Source organism: Crateriforma conspicua, from assembly GCF_007752935.1.
In the GTDB taxonomy this organism is placed as follows: domain Bacteria; phylum Planctomycetota; class Planctomycetia; order Pirellulales; family Pirellulaceae; genus Crateriforma; species Crateriforma conspicua.
In genome coordinates, this window is sequence record NZ_CP036319.1 from 2989552 (window position 1) to 3013778 (window position 24227).

Consider the following 24227-nt stretch of genomic DNA (forward strand, 5'->3'; position numbering starts at 1 on the left):
GTTGGACATCTGAATACCCCTGGGCGAACTCGTTCGCGTCTCTGGCGTTCAATGACCTACAAAATCGGATGCACCAGGAGTCTCTGGTGGGTGGTTTTCGATTGCCAACAGGAGGGGGGCTGGCGTTACGCTGAATTGGGTGTGTGTCAGGTGCAGTATCGGTCATCCATTCGCGGGTTCGTTGTGATGATCGATGGACAACAAAACAACGAGTCTTCCGGTGCGTACATTTCGCTTTGGTTCCCGTGGACGCTACGGTGCGGCATTTTGCGGCATTCTGATGTTTGCCGCGTCGGCGTTTGCAAAGACCGGTGAATCTGATTCGCCGAATCGTGATCCGATGGCGTCGATTGCCGCGACCGCGACGGAGGTGGTTGCTGGTCAGCCGATGGGGTTTGGCAAAATCGTACTGACGTTTGTCGACGGCGAAGGTCCGGTCATCTATCCCGATCAAACGATTCGCGTGGTCGATGCCGAACAACGTGTCTTCTATCCCGTTGTGACGTATCAGTACGACAAAGACGAAGGAGCGTATCAAGCATCATCGATCGAAGCGAATTTTGCGCTCAGGGGCGATGGTCCGCTTTCGATTCAACTCGTTCATGACCAGGACGTGTTGTTCGAAGAATCCTTGTCGTCGGTCAAAGTGTCTGCACAACGAGTCCAGAAGTTGCGTGACCAGTGGTGGAGGGCGCTTCAAGATGACGTTGCGCGTTTCGGACAAGTCGGCCGCGCGGAGTTACAAGCGATTCTGGACACGATGGCATTTCGGTTCGGTATTCCCGAGCATCGACGAATCGAAGTGCAAGCCAAAACGATGGATTCGAAATCGCTGGAGGACCAGTTTGAACGAGCGGTGAAGATGCTGCTCGGGTTCGAATCAGTGCAGTTGGCCATTCATAAATCCACGGAAACCGGCGGTACCGCTTCAAACCTGCGACGCGACGATGCGTCGAACGCGGACATGCCCTTGCCAAAGCGCAGGACCGTTCGCAGTTTGCGGATCCCCGATTTTCCGGCGACCGCGGTGGAAGCGATCTCCCATCGGACGCCGGCAGAATGTTTCTACGTTCGCACGGGTTCGGTCAACAACTATCGTCACCTGCGACGATTGTTGGTCGGCTGGGGCGGATCGCTGGACGATGTGGTGGCGACGAGTGTCATCGAACAATCGACCCGGCAAAAGATCGAACGCCAACTTGGGCTTCCCGGCGATCCGGACGAACTGACACCGATCGAACCACATTTATCGGATCTGGCTTTGATCGGTTCGGATCCGTTCTTCGACGATGGAGCCGCGGTCGGACTGTTGTTGCAGACAAAGTCCACGGGGCCACTGAAAGCGATTCTCCAGCAGTGGCGGGATCATGCGGAATCACAGACCGCCGGATGCAACAGACAACAGGTCAACATTGCCGGTCACGCGGTGGATTTCCTTGGCACCTCCGACCACCTGGTGCGTTCGTTTCTGGCGGAAGACGACGGCTTCTTGCTGATCACCAATTCGAAAACCTTGGCGCAGAGATTCTTTGAAACCGGTCGCGGAATCGATGCGTTGGGCAAACGAAAAGAGTTTCAATACGCCAAATGGAAGACCAGGGGAAGCGGCCGGAGTTATGCGTTTCTGTACCTGGGGGATCCGTTTTTCCAAAACTTGATCAGCCCCCATTATCGCATCGAGATGTTGCGGCGTGAACGAGCGTTGAATGAGATTCGGCAATTGAAGATCGCGCACTTGATGGCGGCTGGCGAGGGAAACAGTGACCTGGATGACTTGGGACTGATTCGTGAACGATACCTGCCAGAAACATTCGGCCAGCGTCCCGACGATGCCCGTGCTTTTCAGCTGGAAGAGGTTTATCAAGATAGCTTGCGTGGCGTTCCAGGAACCTTTTTGCCGATCCCCGACGTGCCACTGGACAGGGCAACGCGAATGGAGGTGGCGACGTACCAACGCTTTGCATCGGAGTATCTGCGTTTGTGGCGGCGCGCCGATCCGGTTGCGGTTGTTTTTCGCGATGAAGGGATCGATCCAGGTTCCCAGCATTTGCGGACATCGCTGCAAATCGTCATCACGCCGTACGCCGAAGACCGGTATCGATTGCTGCGAAAACACCTCGGCCCCGCGACATCGCGAGCATTGATAACGTCCGATCCACCGTTGTTGTACGGTCAAGCGACGGTGCGAATGAGCGAAAGGACGAACACCAGCCACCACATTCTGTTTGGGATTCGCGACGATCGGTTGGATTTTCAAATCGATCGCGGAAAGGTACGCCTGGACGATGCTGGGACGTCCGGTTTGTATGCCAGTTCACGTGGTTTTCTGGCGATGCGTCCGGGACGGCTTGAGGTGTTGAAGATGTTGGCGTCGGTGCTGTTGAAGGGAGAGGAGTACGTCGCATCGAAGCCAGCGTCCGCACCAAAGAAATCGGGAATGATGCCACCACCCAACTTATTGCCCGGCGGAAATCCAAGCGGTGCGTCCGCCATCATCTATCTGGGATGGGCGCTGTCCAAGATGCGTCCCAGTGATCCAGGGATGATGAAGTATGCATCGATGGTTGATCTGACCAATGAGAACTGCATTGTCGGTGAATCCGCGGATACTCGGCAATGGACGCGGAAGCAGTTGGTCGAGACGTCGAACCATGAGACGCACCAGGCGTTCTTGACGATGAATCCGTTGCATGGGTCCAAAGTCGAACCGTACATCCAAGCCTACACCTTCATGCAAGCACGTCACCATTCATCCCAGGGCGCGATCTGGTTGGACCGAATGGGATCATGGTTCCGTGTGCCCGAGGAATCCGCCAAACAACGTGTCCAAACGCTGCTTGGCGGTGATCTCGTGTGTCCTTTGGGCGGCGAATACGTTCATCAAACCCGCGACGGTGATTCTGTTTGGACCAGTACTCGCTGGGAAACTAATTCCGCGTTCGACGTGACCGCCGCCGATCCGCAGTGGCGTTTCCCCTTTTTGGATTGGCTGCAAGCTTTGCGTGTTGAATTCGACATGTCCAATAACACGCTGTACGCCACCGTGCATCTGGAGGTCGCCGACGGTGATCGCGACTCGGCTGGTATTCCAAGGGGAGTGATCACCACGACGGACTTGCCGTCATCGACGTCGCCAAACCACGGGCTTGTCTCGAAGAATTTGACGACTCCCCTGGAGCAAGTCGCGACAGATTGGGTGCTGGGGGTGCGTGCGGCGGAGTTTGATCGCGGCGTTGTCATCACGCACGTCTATCCCAACAGCCCGGCACAACGGGCGGGTCTGCGAAATGAAGACATCGTGTTGGGGGTGGACGGAAACGACATCACCACATCCGATCAATTGCGCGAGTTCATTCGCCAGCTTCCGGATCGCTCGTGGTGTCTGGTTCGGATCCAACGCGGCAGTGCGGTGCATCGCTATCGAGTGCATCTGCCGAAAGACTGATGAAGCGTTTCACCCTATCGCACGATCAGCACCGACGTCGGGCTGTGATGCAGCACATGTCGTGACACGCTGCCCAACACGATGCGGTCCCAAGCACTTTGATGGCTGTCGCCCGTGACGACCAACTGGCAATCCAGTGCATCGGCCTGTTCGACGATGGTGCGACCGATGTGTGAGGATTCGATCAGGCTGGTTTCGGCGGCGAAGCCTTTGTCCAGGAACTTCTGCTGCAGAGCTTTCAAGTGATCCGACGCGGCGTCTTTCGCCTGTTCCAGATAGCCGCGTGCACGCACCAGAATGTCTTGACGATAGAACGTCATGATTTCTTGGACGTGGATCAAGTGCAGTTTCGTCGATTCCGGCATGGCGATGCGGTCGATCCAGTCCAGGAATAGTGCGTCGCTGGTGGGATTTCCGACGGCGATCAAAATACGATCGGTCAGCTTTTCCGATTCGGTTTGGGATGCATCATCTGAACTGCGGGTCACCAGTGCGCTACACTCGGCGTGCGTGGCCGCGTGATCGGAAACACTGCCCAGCAGCACGCGTTCCAGCGCGCTATGGCCGACCGCACCGGTGACGATCAGATCCGCGTTTGATTCTTTCGCCTGGCGAGTCAGCTCGAATCCGGGCGGACCGACCGCGACGGTGGTCTTGATGGAACGAAATTGATCCTTGTGTTGGTCTGCCAGGCGATTCAACGCTTCGCTGACCGCATCACGTTGTTCGGTGACCAACAGCGGCACATCCATCGGAAAACCGACACCGGAGAAATCATAGGTCGGCATCGGCACAACCACTTCGGTCAATTCGATGTCCATCTGATCGGACCCGACCAAGCCGGCCAACTGGTCCAGAGCAGCGATTGAGTGTTTCGATTGATCGATCGCGACCAAAAACTTCATCGGTCATTCCTTGTAAGTTGTCGTTCCAGTCGTGACGCACGGCACCGATTGGGCCTGCGGTCGTCAAGAATGCCTGCGGTGTGCCAAAAACTTTGAACGCCTGGGGATTCTTGCCGGGAAAAACCAAGCGGCATCAGCTCGGTTGCATTTACAATATTCCGGCCTCTGACTTTCCGACTCTTCGCCCCGATCAGGTGACACCCATGCGTTGGTATGCCTTCTGTGCCCTCTTCATTCTAAGCTTGCCGGCCGTCGCGGACGATCATGCGGAATTGGAAAGACCGACGCTGGAAAAGAAGGCGTTGGCGGCAAAGGCGGCCAAGAAGAATGCGGCGGTGTCGGAACTGTCCGTGTATGAAGTCACCGTGGCTAGCCATCGCTTGACCGAAGCAGTCGATCCGGATCTGTCCAACACGGAGATTCTTCAATGGCTTGGCACCAAGGAAGGCCAGTCGAACGTCCAGTCGACGACCACGCTGCGACAATCGTGTGTGCAAGGAATGAAATCGTCGGTCCAGTTCGGTCGGGAGGTTGCGGTGGTCGAAGGCGAAGTGTCCACCGGACGCGGTGTCGTTTCTAAACGACTAAAACAATTATCCGTGGGTTCGATGTGCCAGTGCACCATCAAACCACAAGGGAAAAAGTTGTTGATGGAAATCGATGTCGAGCAATCGCTGATCGGTGATGCCGACGACGAATCGATGCCACCGGAGATCCACATTCAAACCATCAGCACGACCCTCGTTGTGACGCCCGATCAACCAGTCGTCATCGGTGGCGATGACCGGAACGTCATGGTGCTGACGGTTCGGTGATCGATGGCGGACGCCCGCCGGTTGCGGACGTCACCCGACGGTGGCGTTTTTGACTCAGGTGCAACATGCTGTGTGCGCTACTTTCGCGGAGCGAAAGGCGACTTTGTGACCGAGCTGGCGGCTAGACGCGTGTCAGGTACATGACGGCAAAATAGGATTGGTCATCGGTCCAAAACGCTTCGGATTTCCATCCGGACCGCGCCGCCAATGCGGTGAAGCCTTCGCGGGTGTATTTATGCGAATACTCGGTTCGAATTGATTCGCCGTCATCGAAACAGAAGGTCTTTCCACCGATCGATACCTTTTGCTTTCCGCGACTGACCAAGTGCATTTCGATCCGGTGGTACCGGCGATTGTAGAACGACCGATGCTCGAATGCATCGATGTCAAAGTCGGCACCCAGTTCTTGATTCATCCGGTGCAAGAGGTTGATGTTGAATGCCGCCGTGACGCCTTGGGCATCGTCATAGGCGGCTTCCAAAACTGCCACGTCTTTCTGCAAATCAAAGCCGATCAACAACCCGTCACCCTGCTCGGCCTCGTCGGCCATTTTTGACAACAGGGCCTCGGCATCGTCGGCGTCGAAATTCCCAATCGTTGAACCGGGAAAGTAATAGCATCGCCGGGTCGCGCCCCGGTCGGGCGGCAGATCGAACGGCTGGGTAAAGTCGGCAACGACGGGATGAATTGCCAGCGATTGAAACTCGCCACGCAAGTCGTCCGCGGTGGCGTGCAAGTGTTCTTCGCTGATGTCGACCGGAACGTAGTCGTGCGGTTCGATCAGGTGCCGCAACAAGATTCGAGTTTTGACGCTGCTGCCGCTGCCGTATTCCACCAACCGGACACCTTGGCCGATGTGGCGTACCATCGCGTCGATGTCGCGTCGCATGATGGATGCTTCGGTGCGCGTCGGATAGTACTCCGGCAATTCGCAGATCGCGTCGAACAACTGGGATCCACGCTGGTCGTAAAAGTACTTCGACGGGATCGATTTTCGATCAGCCGACAAGCCTTGCATCACGTCGCTCAAGAATTCCTGTTGTTCTGGGGTCGGCGCGATGGCGCAGTTGGACACGACGGCGGGGCTGGGGCTGTCGGCAATACTCATGGGCTGGACACGCTTGCGAGTTGAAAAGGATCAAATCGGTCGGTGCCTGCCCGAAGGGTGGGCGGCATTCGGTCGATTCGGTGGTGGTTTGTTATAGCTTTGTGGGGCGTAAAGTGCTCTCACGCGTCCGTCGTGGTGCGTCGGCTTCCCATGGAAAAACCGGTTGTGGTGGTTGGCCACGCCCCAATGACCAAATCACGTGCATCATTTAATCTGTGGGTGCAAATTCGAGGCCGAGATTTCTGGTCCCATCGATTTTGGCAAGGTGTGCAAAAACGCGTTGTCGTGGGACTGTTTTCGGCTCGAACCCTGATTGCTGATGCTCGATTGATTTCAAAGTCCAATCGATTCCGCCATGGGGTACCAATGGGTCCCCGCGATCATCTTCCGCCAAACCAATCGGAGCCATGAAATGACTGTGAAGAAAGTTGGAATTCTGACCGCCGGCGGCTTGGCGCCGTGTTTGTCCAGCGCGATCGGCAGCCTGATCGAATCGTACACCTCCAAAGCGCCGGACGTTGAAATCATCTGTTACCGCGCCGGTTACAAAGGGTTGCTGCAGGGCGACAGCTTTGTCGTGACGCCCGCGATTCGTGATAAGGCGGGCGTCTTGAAGAAGCACGGCGGCAGCCCGATCGGTAACAGCCGCGTGAAACTGACCAACGTTGCCGATTGCGTCAAACGCGGCTTGGTCCAAGAAGGCCAAGACCCGTTGCACGTGGCGGCGGAGCGTTTGAAGACCGACCAGGTGGACGTGCTGCACACAATCGGTGGCGACGACACGAACACCGCGGCAGCCGACTTGGCCGCTTATCTGCACGACAACGGTTATGAATTGACCGTCGTTGGGCTGCCCAAAACGATCGACAACGATGTGATCCCGATCCGCCAAAGCTTGGGTGCTTGGACCGCGGCCGAACAGGGTGCTCGATTCTTTGAAAACGTCGTCGCCGAACACAACGCGAACCCGCGGATGTTGATCGTTCACGAAGTGATGGGGCGCAATTGCGGATGGCTGACTGCGGCCACTGCGGTGAAGTACCGCGAGATGCTGGACGAATTGGACTTCTTGCCGGAATCAGGGCTCAGCCGTGAACGCAAAGAAGTTCATGGCGTGTTCATTCCCGAAATGCACTTCGACTTGCAAAAGGAAGCGCGGCGGTTAAAGGGCATCATGGACGAGATCGATTGCGTCAACATCTTCATCAGTGAAGGTGCGGGTGTGGACACGATCGTGCAAGAGATGGAATCCCGCGGCGAAGAAGTCCCGAAGGATGCGTTCGGTCACTACAAGCTGGATGCGGTGAACCCGGGCAAATGGTTCGGTCAACAGTTCGCAGAAATGTTGGGCGCCGAAAAAACCTTGATCCAAAAGAGCGGTTACTTCAGCCGTGCGGCTCCGTCCAACGCCGCTGATTTGGATTTGATTTCCACTTGTGCCGACAAAGCGGTCGATTGTGCGCTGGTCGGTGATGGCGGCGTGATCGGTCACGATGAAGATCAGGGCGATGAACTGCGTGCGATCGAGTTCACTCGCATCAAGGGCGGCAAGCCGTTTGATATCGACCAGCCTTGGTTCGACGAATTGTTGAAGGGAATCGGTCAGCCCAAGGGTGAAGCAGTCGCCGTGGAACACCATTGACCCGGGGGCCCGCGGGCGGCTTTTTGTGCTGCTTATCTGGGACGGTTTTGTAGGCCCAGCGAATAGAGCTTTCGGCGACCGATGCTGCGGCACGATCGCCGGATCTGGGCTGTGGCCTGATCCGGACGCTAATTTGGTGGAGCGAAAGGCGACTTTGGTCGGCGGCGGTTGGTGATCTGCGTTGACTTTTCCGGTTGTATGGGAAAACACAATCGCAACGATTCAACACGCCGACTTGAACACTGTTGACACCAGGTTCAATTGCTTCCCCGAAGACGTCGGCGTCGGATGTGTCGTGAAACTCAGCCCCCTGTGGCTCGCTCTGCTCACATCGCTTCGCTTGCGGGCGTCGTTCGGTACGCAATACTGGGCGCGATGCTGGTTCTTGTCGGGTCGAACCATCCTGTCACGGGTGACGAAACCATGGAAACGCTGGTCGATGTGGCCGGCGATCCGATCGCTGACATGACGCCGTTGTGGGCCGAACCGGCGGTGGTTCCCGCCAGTTTCTGCGAGCCATGTTTGCCGGCCGAAGCGAAGCCGACGACGCTTAGCATCGGCGAATTCACGCTGCGTCCCTATGGCACCGTTTGGACGGATCTGGTGTACGCGACCAGCCGCACGGTGCCGGGGCGATTCGCCCTGTGGGTGGCGTCCGAAGAAGACCAAGGGGAACCGGCGTTGGAGCTGGACGCTCGACGCAGCCGCATCGGATTGGAAGTTGCCGGACCGCAGATCGACTGGTGCGGCGGCATGGACACCGGGGCAAGATTCGAAGTCGATTTTTTGGGGAACTTCACGACCGACAATCAACCCGATGTTCGATTGCGGCACGTGTACTGGGAAGCCAAGAATGATCGCAATCGAATTTTGGGTGGGCAAACTTGGGATGTCGTTTCGCCCCTGATTCCCAACACGGTCAACTTTTCCATTTCATGGGCGGCCGGGAACGTCGGTTTTCGGCGGAACCAGTTTCGCTGGGAACGCTACATTAGCTCCGGTGCAACGACCTGGACGCTTCAGGCGGCGATTGCACAAAACGTCATTCAAGACTTGGCGACCGGGTTCAGTGCCACCGGGGTGACTCGTGAAACCGGTGATTGGCCGATGATCCAGGCTCGATCCGCCGTGACGTTCGATGAAATCTCAGTCGGCGGCAACACGATGATTCTGGGCGTGTCGGGGCACATCGGTGAAACAGGTTTTGACTTTGCCACGGGGCACCCCGCCAATCCGGCGCTGGGTCCGGAAGACGACGTACGTCTGAGGACTTGGTCGTTCAACGCGGAGGCACGCGTGCCACTGACGGAGCGGTGGAGCGTTCAGGGGGAATTTTTCACCGGATCAAACCTGAGCAATATTCTGGGCGGGATCGCTCAGGGTGTCTGTCCCTGCTTGCGAGTCCCTATCCGGTCCACCGGTGGATGGGGGGAGTTGACGTATGCTTGGTCGCCGAAGCTGAGCAGCCACGTCGGATACAGCATCGACGATCCCAACGACAACGACAGTCTGATCGGGCGGACGAAAAACGACGTGATCTACGCGAACTGTATCTATCGCGTCAGCGACCGTTTGACGACCGGCCTGGAGGTCAGTTCATGGAAAACGGAATATCACAATCGTACCGACGAACCGGGTTTTACCTACGTCGACGCACCGACCGCGCCGGGCGAAGCTGTCTTGTTCGATTGGACCGTCCGCTACACGTTTTGACCATTCGGATTCCCACGCACCTAAGGGCAAAATCCGACGCGTCGCACCCGTTTCTGGGAAACCCCTAAGGTGTTTGCGTCGTATAATGAAACTGTAAAGAATTTCCGCTCATCTAGAGGAATCGAACAATGATGCAAGTCTTGGTGCACACGGACAATCACATCCAAGGTGATGATCGGTTGACGGAATTGGTGCAAGAGTCGGTGACGGACACGCTGGAACGATACCAAGATCGAATTACGCGAGTGGAAGTCTTTTTGGCGGACGAAAATAGCCGCGAAAAATTTGGGGATGAGGACAAGCGTTGTGTGATGGAAGTCCGGTTGAGAGGGCGAAAGCCTGTGTCGGTGCGTCATCACGATGCGACGGTGAAGGCGGCGTTCCATGGTGCAGCCGAAAAGATGCTGCACTTGTTGGAAAAGACGCTGGGGCGATTGGACCATCGTCACGATCCAGTCGTTGCACCGGAGTGAAATTGTTTCCGGCGGACCAGAGCCGGACACGCTAGCGTTGCCTTTCGCTCCCGCGAAAGTAGCGTTGTGCAAGCTGTGAGTGTGAGCGAGGGAATTTTGCTGTGGCAGAAGAGCCCGTCCCCGGAATCTCGTTCCTCGATTCCGACCCTCCCGCGGAACGAGAGGGTGAAGTGATACGGGGCTGAACGCGATTTCCTGTTCACCCTCCCTTTGGGAGGGTCGAGCCTAAGCGAGGGGAGGGCGCGATGGCTTGAAGAACCCTCCCCGGAATCTCGTTCTTCGATTCCGACCCTCGCGCTGGCCGGAGAATGAACGACAGATCGTTGCCCGTTGAACCTAACCGTTGACTTCCGCGGTCAACTGTTCGCGGAAAATCTTGCTGTTGTGGCGGATGTCCACGGGCATCGGTTTGCGTCGGAGACGAATGTCGGTGATCCGGCGGGTGATCGGATTGCGAGCTGCGAGTGCTTTCAGGGCGTCGATCAATTCCGATTGCTGTGACGTCGTCAGCGGTCCGAGGTTTGGATCGACTTCGATCAAGACGACGGGCGTTTGGTTCGGACGTGATCCCCGGCCGACCAGTGCCGACCGGTACACCGAAGGATGACTGTTAAAGACCGCTTCGCATGGGATCGTGAACAGCGTCCGCTCCGCCGTCACCACGCGGTGCGCTTTGCGACCACAGAACCAAAACCGATCCTCTTCATCCAAGTAGCCGACATCGCCCATCCGGTGCCAAACCACTTGGTCCGCGTCGACGACTTTGTGGTAAGCGTTCTGATCGGCGCGAACGACGTACTGCTGCGTCACCATGGGCCCGGTCACCATCAGTTCGCCGATCTTACGACGGGGCAGTTCTTCGATGTCCGCAAACGACTCGATCGGTTCGTCGCGAATGTTGATGACTTTCCAGCGAACGTTTTCAAACCGCGTCCCCACGCAGACGCCTTTGCCTTTGTCCGCGGCCGGCCCGGTTTCGGTGATGACTTGGCGGCTTTCGATCGATGCGATCGGCAACGCTTCGGTGGCACCATAGGGTGTGACGATGTCGGCGTCGGGGTGAACCACGGCACGCAGCTTTTCCAACGTCGAGGCGGGTACCGGGGCACCGGCCGACAACACGCGCCGTAGCGATTCGAAAGGTCGACCGACGACTTGTTTTTCGTCGCACCAACGAACCACCGTTTTCCAAAGTGCGGGTGATCCGAACGCCTGGTCAATGTCCCATTGGCGGACGGCTTCGACCAGTCGTGCCGGGTTCACATCGGCCGGACGCGTGGGATCCATGTCGGGAATGATCGTGGTGACGCCCATCACGGCATCGAACAAACCGAACAACGGAAAGCATGCCAAATCGCGAGACCCGCGGTGGATGTCGTAGCGATCACGGATCCGGTCGACTTGAGCGTGAAAGGTGGCGTGGGTGAACAAGACACCTTTCGGCGGACCGGTGCTGCCGGTGGTGAAGATCACCGCTGCGGGATCAGGCAGTTGCACCTGAGGAAGCGTGATCGATTCATCGCGACCCATTTCTTCGATCTGTGCCAGCGTTCGTCCGCCCCATAGGTACCGACGTCCCACCGTGACGTTCCAACGTGCGTCGGGAAAACGACGCCGCAGCACGCTGCGAATCAATTGAGCCTTGGGGATGCCGACGAAACCGTCGGGACGGGCGTCGGCCAGGCACTGAACCAAGTGCTTTTTGTTGATGCCCGGGTCGATCAGCACCATCGTCGCGCCGGCTTTCAGCAGCCCAAAGACTAGCTGGATGAATTCGCCGCCGAACGGTACCAGCATCACCAGTCGGTCGCCCGGGCGGATGCCCCACTTCACCAGTCCGCGGGCAATCCGGTCGGTCCGCTGGTCCAGTTCGCCAAACGTCGTGACGTCGTAGCTTCGTTCGCCGGCGGGAACCGGCGGTCCGGACGGCTGTGCGATCGCCACGGCGGACGGTGTCAGCGAAGCCATCATCGACATCCGGCTGGCGATGTTCGACAGGTCAGACTGTGGCATGGGCGAGACGAATGGGATCGCGGTGAAAGGATGGCGAGGCGGGGCGGGGCGGAGTTGCGGTGTTGTTTAGGTCTTGGTTTGAACCGCCACGTCCACGGCGGCTTGCAACATCATGGCGGCAATCTTTGCGTTGTGACAGGTTTGCGTGCCTCGCCAACCCGGGATCGCATTGACTTCGACGACGTGCACTTGATCATCATCGTCGATCAGCAAGTCGACGCTGGCGATCGTCAATCCGATGTCGGTGACGATGTCGCGGGCCATTTGGACCCAGGACGCATTGGCGGTGGTGGGGCTGGTCGTTGAACCGCGGGATGCGTTGGTGCGAAAGTCGTGTCGGCTGTCACGACGAACCGCGATGTGGCGTGATCCGATCACCAGGATTCGGACGTCGCGACCACCCGGCGGCACGAACGCTTGAATGTAGGCGATCGATTGAATCTGTTGCAGCGTGCTGAAGACGGTCCAAGCCAGATCGGCGTTTTGAATCCGCATCACCCCTTTGCCTTCGCCGCCGAACAACGGTTTGACCACACAGTCGCCGCCCAGCGTTTCGAACGCTCGCATGGCTTCGCCGCGGTCTTGCACCACGATCGTTGGTGGCACCGGGTATCCCAGTCGTGCGACACGATCCAGCGTGGCGTATTTGTCGATCGCAATTTCCAGTGCGGCCGGCGGATTGATCACGGGGATCCCGTGTCGGACCATCGCGTGCAAGACCGACAAGCGAAACGTGATCGTCTCCATCGATCCGGATGGCATGGTGCGTGTCAGCACCGCGTCGAAGTTTTCGATCGCCTGATCACCACAGCGGATGCCGGATGAACGCGAGCCCGTGAGTCGGCTGGTCAGTTCTTCGTACAGGCCGAATTCCAGCTGAACGCCGGGGGATGCAAAGTCGTCGGCGGCTTGTCGAAGCTGGTCGGCATGCCAACCAGCGCCCGCACCCAAAACCAAAATGCGAAGCGGTCGATCCGGTTGGGCGAAACCATCGGGCGTCCCGGCCGGCAAAGATGCATGGGACATGGATCAGCCCAAGAACGATTCGCGAAGCACATCCGTGTTGAATCGTCCGGCGATCCAGGTGCGTCCGCTGCGCAGGCCGTGAATCGTCACCCGCGCGGGGCTGAACAGCATCGGGTCGACCTTGTAAAAGTCGTACTCGTATCCTTTGAAGATCTGGGCGAACGGTCGGCCGTAGTCGCCAGAACTGCTGCTGGGGACTTGTTCGATCACCGATTCGATTGCCTGGTCATCGGCGTCGGCCCACAAGGTCACGTTGGCCCCGTACAGCATCGCGTCGTTGGTGCGTCCGATGCCCGACACCATATCGCCGGGCTTGGACGGCGGGGGCAGCGGGGCGGTGCCGGTGGCCGACACGATGCTGCGGACGTCGAACTTCAATTCGTGCAGCTTGTGCATCGCCGTTTCGATGCTGCGGGCAACGACTTGAGCCCCACCGGCGATCGAGTGGCTGGGGGCAATCGCCAGATGAACCCCATCGGGCTGGATGCCACATTCTTGGGCGATGTGGGCGAAGACGGATTCGCCGGGCAACTTGTCACTTTCCAACACGCCGACAGCGATGGGGCCTTCTTCGGCCAGACCCAAGTCTTTCAAGGCCGCCTCGCGACCCCGCAGCAGTCGCATTGGACCGCTGCCCATCGCAAAGAAGTCGTCGGTCTGGACGGGCCAACCGGCGTACTGGGCACCCAGGCAAGCCCACAGTGGCGCGTCGGTACGAACGTGAACGTGGTTGGACGTCACGAACCGATCGGGATCCGCCGGGACGATGGCAATGTCCGCTTGGTCGCCCATGCACAGTCGGGCCAACAGCAGGCCCGCGTCCAACGATCCAGGCGTTTGCACACCGGCATCTAACAGACGGCCGCCGGCAACCGAATGAAGCCGGAGGCCGAAGTTTTCGGCGTAGTCGCAAGTGTGTTCGAACAGTTCGTAGGCTTCTTGATTCAACATGGGGTCGAATCGTGGCCGAAGCCGACGTGACTGTCCAGCCCGCCGAATGCGGATCAGCCGGCGACGCGATCCAGACTGGGCGATTCGGTGGGAACCGCTTCGGCGTCGGTCGTGACCGATTCGTCACCGGTGCTGATTTCCGGCATCTGTTCGGCCAGGCTGCGAGCCTTGTTGACGACCAACTTGGCCGCGTTCAGTTCCGCCAGATTAAAGAATCGGACGTTGCCGGTGTACTTGCTTTCGATCCGGTTCTTGACCGCCAATTCATTCCACGACAGGTCGTCGGTCAGGTGCCAGGTCGCCGCTTGGGCAACGTTTTGCGGCAGCTGGCCGCGGCCCAGTGCGTCACAAAGGACGTGGACTTCGCGCGAATCGGTGAACTGGTCCAAGGGGACGATCTTGTAAGCCATCTTGGGACGCGGGTCGGGCTTGCCGTGTTCCAGGCAAACCGTGGTGACGGTCATCTTGTGTTGCTTTTCGGGGGCGATTCGCATCATGCCACCCATGCCCATGCCGCCGCCCATGCCGCCGCCCATCATGCCGCCGCCCATGCCGCCGCCCATTCCACCCATGCCGCCGCCCATGGCTTGGCCGCCGCCCATGCCGCCACCCATACCACCGCCCATTCCTCCCATGCCGCCGCCCATGCCGCCCATTCCTCCCATGCCGCCGCCCATCATGTCCTGGGCCAAAACCGGCACGCCGGCGAATGCGGCGGGCAATTGGATGGTCAGCGGTTGGTCGGTCTTGTTCTTCACCAGCACGTTGGCCTTGGTGGCATTGTGCGGGATGAATTTGACTTCGATTTGTTCAGCATCCATCGCCGCAAAAAATTCGACATTCAAGCCGTCTTCTTGCGCTTTTTCGGGGCGAGCCGCGTCGGTCGTCGGGGCAACGATGGCGGCGAAAACGCCAAACAGGGCAGCAGCGAAAATGGATCGGGAAATCATCATCGGTCGGGTGGTCACGAAAAGGTTCCTTGTCGCGAAAGTGTCGCCTCGGTATCCGGCGAAGAGGAGCGGGCCGGAGGCACATCGGAAACGAGTTTCGTCCGCCGCAGCGGCCGCGTGGTTTTGCGACCGTTCCGGACGGACACCGGTGACGACGATCGAGGCGTAAGAGACGAAACCATCGCCAGCAGACCGATGACCTTTGGCCACCGTGGTCCGCTTCCCCTGGCGTCGGATCGCTCTTGAACCGTCGTTACGCCCGATGATAGTCGCCCGGTCGCCGGGAACCAAGCAGAATTGTGCGATCCGAAGCCCGTGAAAATGCACCGGACGAAGCCCACATTCCGGTTTTGCGGGTCGCATCGACGGGCCACCGCGGGCGGGCCGACACAGGATGGGGGGCTCAGGCGTCGTCTTGGCCGGTGTAGACCGCGAACGCTTGCCGCAAGTTTTCGATCGCTTCGGCGGCGCGGTCCGAATCGATCACCGCGGTGACCTGCAATTCACTGGTGCTGATCATTTGCACATTAATTCCGGCGTCGGCCAGTTGGCGGAACAGCACGGTGCCGACTTGCGTGTGGCTGCGCAATCCGATCCCGCTGACCATCACTTTGGCGATGCCCTTGGTCCCACGGACGTCCCGCATCCCGTGGCGGTCACAGATTTCCTTGGCGACTTGCAGGCCTTTTTCCAAGTCCGATTCTTCGACCGTAAAGCTGACGCTGGTCGATCCGTCTTCGCCGTCAAAGCCTTGGACGATCATGTCGACGACGATGCCCGCATTGCCGATCGTTTCGAACATGTTCGCAGCGATTCCCGGTTCATCAGGCACGCCGAACATGGTCACGCTGGCTTGGCCGTCGGCCATGGAGATGTCGGTCAACGTCAACGCCTCCAGTGCATCGTTGCGCAACCGAGCGATGACTTGTTCGACGTCCGCATCGACTTCGCGATCCGCTTTGATCTTGCTCCATGATTTCGCGTCGCTGGGACGCCGGTGCAATTCGAACGCCTCGTGAACCGCACGCAATGCGGTGGCGGCTTGGCTGCGCGGCACAAGCGCGCTGATCTTGATCTCGCTGGTCGTGATCATCTGGATGTTGACCTTGGCATCGGCCAAGGCGCGGAACATTCGCGATGCGACGGATGTTTGCGTGACCATGCCGTTGCCGACCACGGAGATCTTGGACACTTGATCGTCGTGCGTGACGCCGGTGGCACCGACGTGGTGCAAGACCGATTCGACTGCACGCAGGGTGCCCATCAATTCGGTCCGCGGAACGGTGAAGGACACGTCCGCCTTTCCGTCTTGGCCGACGTTTTGAACCACCATGTCGACGGCGATCTTTTTGTCGGCGATGGCCGAAAAGATTTGCAGGCTCTTGCCGGGAACATCCGGAACGTCCAGCACCGTCACGCGGGCTTCGTCCGCCGTCATGGCCGCACCGCTGACCGCGGAGCTGTCTGATTCGCTTTCGGCAACGATCATCGTGCCGTCGGTGTCCGAAAAACTGCTGCGGACGTGGATCGGAACGCCAAACTTTTTGGCAAACTCGATCGACCGGCTGTGCATCACGCCGGCACCCAGGCTGGCCAGTTCCAGCATTTCGTCGTAACTGATCACGTCCACCCGGCGGGCTTCGGGCAACAACCGGGGGTCGGTCGTGTAGACACCGTCGACGTCCGTGTTGATTTCGCAAGCGTCGGCGCCCAAGACCGCGGCCAAGGCAACGGCCGTCGTGTCACTGCCGCCACGTCCCAGGGTCGTGATGTTCATGTCGTCGTCGATGCCTTGGAATCCGGCAGCCACGACGATGTTGCCTTCGTCCAGCAAGCGTTCGATTCGCTCGGTGCTGATCGATTGGATGCGTGCTTTGCTGAAACTGTTGTCAGTCTTCATCCCAATTTGGCCGCCGGTCAGGCTGACCGCCCGGCTGCCCATGTCGTCGATCGCCATCGCCACCAACGCGACGCTGACTTGTTCACCCGTGCTGAGCAGCATGTCCAGTTCCCGCGCCGGCGGGTCGCTGGAAACCTGGTCGGCCAAGGTCAGCAAGGTGTCCGTGTTTTTGCCCATCGCGCTGACGACCATCACGACACGATGGCCGTCACGTTGAGCTCGGATGGCCTTGCGAGCGGCGGCGCGGATTTTTTCGGCGTCGGCGACACTGGTGCCGCCAAACTTTTGGACGATCAGAGACATGGAAGGGAATCGAGATGACGGGATAGAAAACGGTCAATGTGCGTGCGCGGGACGTTGGACTTGTCGCGACGGAAGATGACTTGGCTTGAAAACGTTACCGACAGAATTGGGAATCGCGTCGGTGTTGATTTGAGCGGCCGGCGGGCAGGTTTAGGACCGACCCATGAAGTGATCCATCATGTCCCAACCTTTGGGAAAAGATAGATCCGATTCGGCAGCGGCCACTTCGTCGAAGGTTTTGGCGACGTCCGCGTCGATCCCCTCGCCCGCGATCACCAGCGGCACGACCCCATGGGTGTGTTTCTTGGTTCGACAGAACGTCGGGTGGTCGGGCAAGACCAGCATGCGGTAAGGCCCCTGGTCACGCAGGGCGTCATGCAGCGGCGCGACGATGTGTTGATCGATGTGTTCCAAAGCTTCGATCTTGGCCTCCACTCGGCCTTCGTGCGAAGCTTCATCGGGGGCTTCGATGTGGACGCAGACGACGTCATAGTCGGTCAACGCTTGGACCGCCGCGGCACCCTTGCCGGCGTAATCGGTGTCCAGGTATCCCGTCGCACCTTCGACTTCGATCCGATCCCATCCTGCCAGCGCCGCGATGCCCCGCAGCAAATCCACCGCCGTGATCATCGCACCGCGGACGTCGTATCGCTGTTGAAACGTGGGCAAGTCCGGTGCCCCGCCCAGACCCCACAGCCACAGATGTGTCACGGGTTTCAAACCGGCTTCCACCCGCGCAACGTTGACCGGATGGTCGGCAAACAGGTCCGCCGAATCGCTCATCAATCGCACCAGCAGATCGCTGCCCGGCCCCCGAGGAAACGCGTCGGTCACCGGCAGGTCGGTCAGGTCGTGAGGAGCCGTCGATCGGGTTTCCGGCGAAAACGGAGCCGGCATCGCTTCGCTGCCACGGAAAATCAACAAGTTCCGATAGCTGACGCCGGTGACGAAATTCAGACCGTCGACGATGTCACCGTAGGCTTCCCGACCGGCCGGGCCCTGCAACGCTTCCTGGGCCGATTTCAACAACGCGTCGGCTTCCTCGGTCGACACATGATCGGCGGTGAAGTCGATCATCGTCTGGTCGGTGATCGTGACCAGGTTGCAGCGGATCGCCCAATCACGCTGGTCCAGCTTGATCCCCTGGGCGGCCGCCTCCAGCGGCGCACGACCGGTGAAGTATTGGTGTGGGTCATAGCCCAGCAGGCACAGGTTGGCGACTTCGCTTCCGGCCGGAAATTCGGGCGGCGTGTTGTTGGCGGTGCCAACGGTTCCTTCGGCGGCCAGCCGATCCATGGCGGGCAGGTTCGCGGCCTGGAGCGGAGTGCGGCCGTCCAGCGACTCTTGCGGCTCATCGGCACACCCGTCGGGAATCACAATCACATATTTCATCGTCGGCCGATCGACCCAGTCGGGAAAAGCGGGCGGAAAAACCGACGATTGTGAATCAGCATCAGTCCGCCCGAAAGGGGACGGTTGACGCGGTGGATGTCGGTGATCCGCCGCGTTGTCCCAGGCTGTTCGGCTTGATCGATCAGGGATGCTGTGCCGTTTGGCAGCCCCGGCGATCCACCCGCAAGGCCGACCGCTCGTGTTTCCTGTCGATCGCTCGTGACCTGACTATGAAATAGGCACAGGTGCCTTCATGTTGAGCATGGGCGTGCGAGAAATTTGCACCTGGTGGGGTGTTTCGTCCCCTCCTGTGCGTGCCGTTCGTTCAGAAGTTTCGGAAAATTTCCGAAAATTTGTAAACTTGTCTGGACGCCCCACCGGTCAGCTTTGGTCCACCTGTTTCCCCTAAGGACCGTTTGGACCGGTTTCTCTTCGGCGTTTGCGGCGCCTCCTCGATCTTTGTGGCCTGTTGCTTGCGTGATGCGAAACGGCATCAACGAAGCCTCTCTCGAGCCACGCCCGGCGCGGCCGACGGCATTCCGACACTTTATCTCAAACATGTATTTGGAAACTCAAGGAATGTGTCCTTCAACCAAACGACGTCTCTCTCGAAGCTTCGGCTTCACGCTTGTGGAACTGTTGGTGGTCATTGCGATCATCGGCGTGTTGGTCGGCCTGTTGTTACCGGCGGTCCAAGGGGCACGCGAAGCCGCGCGTCGCATGCAGTGTTCCAACAACATGAAACAACTCGGCCTGGCACTGCATAACTATCACAGTGCCTTCAAAGTCTTTCCCGCCAACGTGGGCGCCAAAGCATCCGGCAATCCCAATCGCGGTGCCTCGTGGCTGGTGCAAATTCTGCCTCAGATCGAACAGTCATCGCTGTATGACAAGCTGACGTTTGTCGACACCGACTTCAGCACCCAAGACGGGGCGAACCGTAACTGGGAAGTCTTGGACGACGCGATCGTTCCCGGATTGAATTGCCCGTCCAATGACTTGCCCAACTTCCGTGAAAACACTGCCAATGGTCCAACGCAAGCCTTGGGTGCACCGGAGGTCTACATGACTCAGGTGGTCGATTACGTCGGCGTCATCGGCTACTACTTCACGCCGGGCAAGCGTTCCGGCGATGCCGGCTATACGCCGGGCGCTCGTTCGGACGGTTCACGCAACGTGTGGACTGGTTACGGATGGATGCAAGACGCCGGCGTTTTGGGAATCCACAACTCCAAGTTCCGTAACACCCGTTTCGCCAGCATCATCGACGGCACCAGCAATACGATCGCCATCGGCGAACACTCCGCCGAGATGGTGCATGCCGACGGCAACCGCACCGACAGCCGACCCAGCAGCCACGCCGGTGGTGCTTGGAATGCCGGCCCCGCCTTTCACGGGTGGTTGGGATGGACCGCGAACATCACCGTTCCGCGTTGGCCCATCAACAGTATTTATTCGGGCAACTACACCCAGCAATACGGATACACGTTGCACAACGGTTTCCGATCCAACCACCCCGGCGGTGCGATGTTCACGATGGGTGACGGCTCGGTGCAATTCATCACCGACAGTGTCGACTTCGACGACGTCTTCATGGCCATGAACGGCCGCAACGACCGCTATTCGTACAACCAAGAATTCTAAGGCTTCGCAGAAAACCGATGCCTTCGCCTGCATCGCGGGCGGCTGATCTCTCTCGCCGGCACGGCCCTGACCGGTCGTTGCCGGCCCCTTTTTCATGAACCACTTTCCAGTCAACACCTCCAACTTTCTTGTTCGACCAAAGGATAACGAATTGATGAATGCGTTCACGCGAGCCATGAAGGGCTTGGCAGCCATCGGCACATTGGCCCTGGTTACCGGTTGCGGTTCGAGTCTGCCACCGATCGGCGAAGTCTCCGGCTTGGTTACCCAAGACGGCAAACCGGTCGAAGGCGTTTCGATCGAATTTGTGCCCGTCGACGGCGGGCGTCCATCGATGGCCGTCACCGACAGCGAAGGGCGTTACAACGCGATCTATACTCCCGACACTGAAGGGGTCCTGATCGGTAAACACACCATCCGATACGAAGTGCACGGGCCTGCACCGGAGATGCCCGCGGATTCCGGCGGCGAATTCATTCCCGTTTCGCGGAAGCCCGACATGGGTGGGAAAAAGAAACTGCAGCCCAGCGAAGTCGAGATCGTCGACGGCAGCAACGAAATCAACTTCGAGTTCGTGAACGGATGAAGTTCAGTATTCGATCCCTGTTCGGCTTGGGGCTGTTGTTGTCACTCGGTTGCACACCGCCGCCGTCGTCATCACTGGGTTTGGTGACCGGCACCGTTTTTTTCGACGGCAAGCCGGTCCCCAACCTGGCGTTGGAATTTCATCCCGTCTCCGGCGGTCGGCCTTCGTTGGCCTTCACCAACGAACGGGGCCACTTCGAAGCGATCTATTTGGCCAACGTTCCCGGCGCGGTCATCGGGTCCCACACGATCCGTTATGAGATGACGCCTGGTGAATTGCCGGCCGACATCAGTCCCGCAGAGATGTTGAAGGTCCAGCGGCCCGATTTCGCCGACGACGCGACGCTGCGGCCCGACGAAGTCCGCGTGCTGCAAGGCACCAATCACTTCGAATTGCAACTGGTTCCTCCGCCACCGATGGAAAACGTCGACCTTCCGGGGGACGAGGCTTTGGAAGAATTCTTGAACCCCGGCGATCCACAGGCCCCCGCGACAGAAGTGCTCTCGTCCAACGACACTCCTCCGTCATCTACCGATCAAGTCGAACCCCAACCAGAACCGCCCGTGCAATAAGGGGTCAGGCCTCTTTTTGGGGTCCGCGTCGGAAAAGACCCCCGTCCCCTTAAGACGCGCGCGTCCCCTTAATGCACGCGTTGGCGATGTCGATCCAGCCATTTAGGATTGGGTTTTGTTCCGGAGGCTCGGTTCGGGGCGTTACGGTCGGTGTTTTCCGCAACAGCGTTGTAAAGCGAATGGGATGCGACGGTTTTTCCCACAAGTCGGCGGGGAGGTGCGTCAAGTTGCCCAGGGGCCAACTAGGCTTGCGCGACGTGTGCTCATCCGGGACGTTCCGAAAGGATCGTGTGATGCGACACCACGGTCCAATCGTATTCGCCCGCACATTCGTCGAAATCGGTATCTATGGAATCTTCTGCTGTTGCCTCGGCCGCCAGCCCGATCGATGTCGCCTCGCCCTCAGGCGACGACGCCACCGCCGGAGGAAACAAGCCGGCGACGCTGAAGCCGCACAAACGTATCGTCGAATTGGACGCGTTGCGGGCCTTTGCGGCGATCAATCTGGTGATGTTCCACTTCACGCACGTCTATGACGTGAAGTTCGGCTATGTCCAGCCGCTGGGGTGGCAATGGCCGTTTGGCGCCTATGGCACGGCGATGTTTTTTATTCTCAGTGGTTTCGTCAACAGCATGTCGCTGATGCGGCGTCGCCAGCCGGCCGACTTTGTTGCGGCTCGTCTGATTCGAATCGTGCCGATGTTCTTGATCGTGATTGTCGCGAACTTGGCCGTCATGACATTGCCCCCGCTGAATGAAAGTACCGTTTCAACGGGGCAGTTCTTCGCCAACCTGACGTTGATTCCGCGGGTGTTTGGATACGAGTGCATCGATCCGGTGATGTGGACGCTGCAGGTGGAGATGTTGTTCTATCTGTTGTTGGTGGCCATGTTCACCAGCGGTGCGCTGCGAAACCATGTCCGTTGTTGGGGCATCCTGTTGGTCGCTTCGCTGGTGGTTTGTCCGCTGTTGGATGGGTTGAAGACGGGCCACGAAGGAGCGGGTTGGTTTGCGGCCGCCAGTGCGATTCGACATCTGCTGTTGCTGGATTTTGTGCCGTTGTTTGCCATCGGATTCACGCTGTACCAGATCAAGACCGGCGTGGGTGCGATGTGGAAGAACATCGCCTTGATTGCCGCGGCGATGTTCGTGTTCCACAGCATCGATCACGGCAAGCACAATCCGGTGGCCACGCTGTTGATTATCGGGATGGTGACGATGGCGGCTTATGGCAAGATCCCAGTCTTGCGTTTGAAGCCGTTCGTGTTTGTCAGCACCATTTCCTACGCACTGTATCTGTGCCACAACAATTTGGGGTGTGCACTGATCTATCGATTGAACCACGGCGGGTATCCCAGCCAAGTCGCTTTGGGCGTCACGTTGCTATTCGCCTTTGCCGTGGGAACCCTGGTGACGACACGGATGGAACAGCCAATGACTCGGCGGCTTCGCGAAGCCTGGACGCGTTACCGAGCTCCGCAGCGCGTCGGTGGCGGCGGTGCGGAACTGGCTGCCTGAGTCGGCTGCCTGAACTGCTGGAATCCCGGGCGACAGGCGGGACCTCTTTCCCCGGACATGTTAAAACGTAGCACCACCGGTTCGATCCGGTATCGGCTGCGGATGACTGTCAGGGAAACATTTTGCTTTGCGACTGTACTACACCGATCATTTTGAATTGCCGCTGCCGGATGGACATCGATTTCCGATGGACAAGTACCGCCGGCTTCGAAGGCGAATTTCTGAGAGTTCTCGGCACCTTCAGGACCCATTGATTGTGCCGCCGGCGGCCACCGACCAACAGCTTTTGCTGTGTCACACGCTCCGCTATGTGCGTGCCGTTTGCGAGGGCAGTTTGACGCCCGCGGAGATTCGGAGAATCGGATTTCCCTGGTCGCCGAAGATGGTCGAGCGATCCAGGCGAAGCACCGGAGCGACGATTGCCGCGGCGCGGGCGGCGATGGAGGACGGAATCGCCGCCAACCTGGCCGGAGGCACGCATCACGCCTTTGCCGACGCGGGCGAAGGCTATTGCGTTTTCAACGACGCGGCCGTCGCGATTCGCGTGCTGCAAACCGAAGGCAAAATTGGTCGTGCCGCCGTCATCGATTTGGACGTGCATCAGGGCAACGGGACCGCCAGTCTGTTGGGCCGGCGCGACGACGTTTTTACGTTGTCGATTCACGGTGTCAAAAATTTCCCGCTAAGAAAGATGCCCAGTCATCTGGACATCGATTTGCCCGACGGGACCAAGGGACCTGAATACTGTCGAACGCTGGTCGATGCCTTGAATGCGTTGGCAAATCACGGGCCCTACGACCTGGCCATCTATCTGGCCGGTGCGGATCCGTTTGAGGGCGATCGACTGGGGCGGCTATCGCTGACCAAGCACGATTTGTCGGTTCGTGACCAGACGGTGATCGATTGGTGTGCGGACCGGTCGATACCGTTGGCGATTGCAATGGCGGGCGGCTATGCCCCCGATGTGGACGACATCGTCGACATCCACTTTAGCACGATCGGGATCGCGTCGGCGGCGGCATCGCGGATCAGAAGCTCGGTGTGATTTTCCGAGCAAGTGATGGCATTGGCGGGGCGAAAACGGATACCACAGCGACATTCTGCCACGCCGGGTAATCGTCATACGAGTGCGGTTAAATTTCTGTTTGGACGCGTTTACGCCGCCCAGGATCATTTGTCAGTTGTTAATCTATATTGAAGTTGATCAAAAATTGGTTGTGCAAATGGATGGCCGACCGTCTTTGATTCGGACGTGATCCCTTTGGCGAGAT

General features: G+C 58.7%; 18 protein-coding genes. 10 read left to right on the forward strand and 8 right to left on the reverse strand.

Annotation, left to right across the window (positions count from 1 at the left end; genetic code table 11):
- The first annotated feature begins 220 nt into the window (after window positions 1-220).
- A complete protein-coding gene (locus Mal65_RS11330; protein ID WP_165701212.1) occupies window positions 221-3445 on the forward strand; it encodes a PDZ domain-containing protein in 3225 nt (1074 codons plus the stop codon).
- A 14-nt stretch (window positions 3446-3459) separates the two neighbouring features.
- On the opposite strand, the gene Mal65_RS11335 is transcribed toward Mal65_RS11330, so the two are convergent.
- Entirely contained in the window at window positions 3460-4350 is an 891-nt protein-coding gene (locus tag Mal65_RS11335) for a universal stress protein (protein ID WP_145297361.1), read from the reverse strand.
- Between the two features lie 203 nt (window positions 4351-4553).
- Between Mal65_RS11335 and Mal65_RS11340 the strand changes: the two genes are divergently transcribed.
- A complete protein-coding gene (locus tag Mal65_RS11340) occupies window positions 4554-5165 on the forward strand; it encodes a hypothetical protein (protein ID WP_145297364.1) in 612 nt (203 codons plus the stop codon).
- A 121-nt stretch (window positions 5166-5286) separates the two neighbouring features.
- Here the strand turns inward: Mal65_RS11340 and egtD are convergent, their stop codons facing one another.
- Window positions 5287-6273, reverse strand: coding sequence for an L-histidine N(alpha)-methyltransferase (egtD, locus tag Mal65_RS11345; protein WP_145297367.1), 987 nt, complete (start codon window positions 6271-6273; stop codon window positions 5287-5289).
- Between the two features lie 412 nt (window positions 6274-6685).
- Between egtD and Mal65_RS11350 the strand changes: the two genes are divergently transcribed.
- The 3 genes from Mal65_RS11350 (at window position 6686) to Mal65_RS11360 (ending at window position 10101) form a co-directional block, all read left to right on the forward strand.
- Entirely contained in the window at window positions 6686-7915 is a 1230-nt protein-coding gene (locus Mal65_RS11350; RefSeq protein ID WP_145297370.1) for a pyrophosphate--fructose-6-phosphate 1-phosphotransferase, read from the forward strand.
- A 312-nt stretch (window positions 7916-8227) separates the two neighbouring features.
- A complete protein-coding gene (locus Mal65_RS11355) occupies window positions 8228-9628 on the forward strand; it encodes a DcaP family trimeric outer membrane transporter (protein ID WP_174820158.1) in 1401 nt (466 codons plus the stop codon).
- A gap of 128 nt (window positions 9629-9756) precedes the next feature.
- Entirely contained in the window at window positions 9757-10101 is a 345-nt protein-coding gene (locus Mal65_RS11360) for an HPF/RaiA family ribosome-associated protein (RefSeq protein WP_196784768.1), read from the forward strand.
- A 336-nt stretch (window positions 10102-10437) separates the two neighbouring features.
- Here Mal65_RS11360 and Mal65_RS11365 read toward each other — a convergent pair whose 3' ends face one another.
- The 6 genes from Mal65_RS11365 to Mal65_RS11395 form a co-directional block, all read right to left on the reverse strand.
- Entirely contained in the window at window positions 10438-12114 is a 1677-nt protein-coding gene (locus Mal65_RS11365; RefSeq protein WP_145297373.1) for a fatty acid CoA ligase family protein, read from the reverse strand.
- Window positions 12115-12180: 66 nt separating this feature from the next.
- Window positions 12181-13140: an ATP-grasp domain-containing protein gene (locus Mal65_RS11370; RefSeq protein ID WP_145297376.1), complete on the reverse strand. Its 960-nt coding sequence runs from the start codon at window positions 13138-13140 to the stop codon at window positions 12181-12183.
- Window positions 13141-13143: 3 nt separating this feature from the next.
- Entirely contained in the window at window positions 13144-14091 is a 948-nt protein-coding gene (mch, locus tag Mal65_RS11375) for a methenyltetrahydromethanopterin cyclohydrolase (protein WP_145297379.1), read from the reverse strand.
- Window positions 14092-14144: 53 nt separating this feature from the next.
- Entirely contained in the window at window positions 14145-15059 is a 915-nt protein-coding gene (locus Mal65_RS26985; protein WP_231131345.1) for a hypothetical protein, read from the reverse strand.
- A gap of 385 nt (window positions 15060-15444) precedes the next feature.
- Window positions 15445-17244 (reverse strand): aspartate kinase, encoded by a 1800-nt coding sequence (locus Mal65_RS11390; RefSeq protein ID WP_145297389.1) that lies wholly within the window; start codon window positions 17242-17244, stop codon window positions 15445-15447.
- 150 nt (window positions 17245-17394) lie between these two features.
- A complete protein-coding gene (locus Mal65_RS11395) occupies window positions 17395-18636 on the reverse strand; it encodes a cofactor-independent phosphoglycerate mutase (protein ID WP_145297391.1) in 1242 nt (413 codons plus the stop codon).
- A 579-nt stretch (window positions 18637-19215) separates the two neighbouring features.
- On the opposite strand from Mal65_RS11395, the gene Mal65_RS11400 reads away from it, so the two are divergent.
- The 5 genes from Mal65_RS11400 (at window position 19216) to Mal65_RS11420 (ending at window position 24001) form a co-directional block, all read left to right on the forward strand.
- Entirely contained in the window at window positions 19216-20280 is a 1065-nt protein-coding gene (locus tag Mal65_RS11400) for a DUF1559 family PulG-like putative transporter (RefSeq protein WP_145297394.1), read from the forward strand.
- 154 nt (window positions 20281-20434) lie between these two features.
- Window positions 20435-20866 (forward strand): carboxypeptidase-like regulatory domain-containing protein, encoded by a 432-nt coding sequence (locus Mal65_RS11405; protein WP_145297396.1) that lies wholly within the window; start codon window positions 20435-20437, stop codon window positions 20864-20866.
- Window positions 20863-21438 (forward strand): carboxypeptidase regulatory-like domain-containing protein, encoded by a 576-nt coding sequence (locus tag Mal65_RS11410; RefSeq protein WP_174820160.1) that lies wholly within the window; start codon window positions 20863-20865, stop codon window positions 21436-21438. The genes Mal65_RS11405 and Mal65_RS11410 overlap by 4 nt, the downstream gene beginning before the upstream one ends.
- Window positions 21439-21786: 348 nt before the next feature.
- A complete protein-coding gene (locus Mal65_RS11415; RefSeq protein WP_145297399.1) occupies window positions 21787-22956 on the forward strand; it encodes an acyltransferase family protein in 1170 nt (389 codons plus the stop codon).
- A 127-nt stretch (window positions 22957-23083) separates the two neighbouring features.
- On the forward strand, window positions 23084-24001 hold the full coding sequence (locus Mal65_RS11420; protein WP_145297403.1) for a histone deacetylase family protein: 918 nt from the start codon (window positions 23084-23086) through the stop codon (window positions 23999-24001).
- Window positions 24002-24227 lie beyond the last annotated feature (226 nt).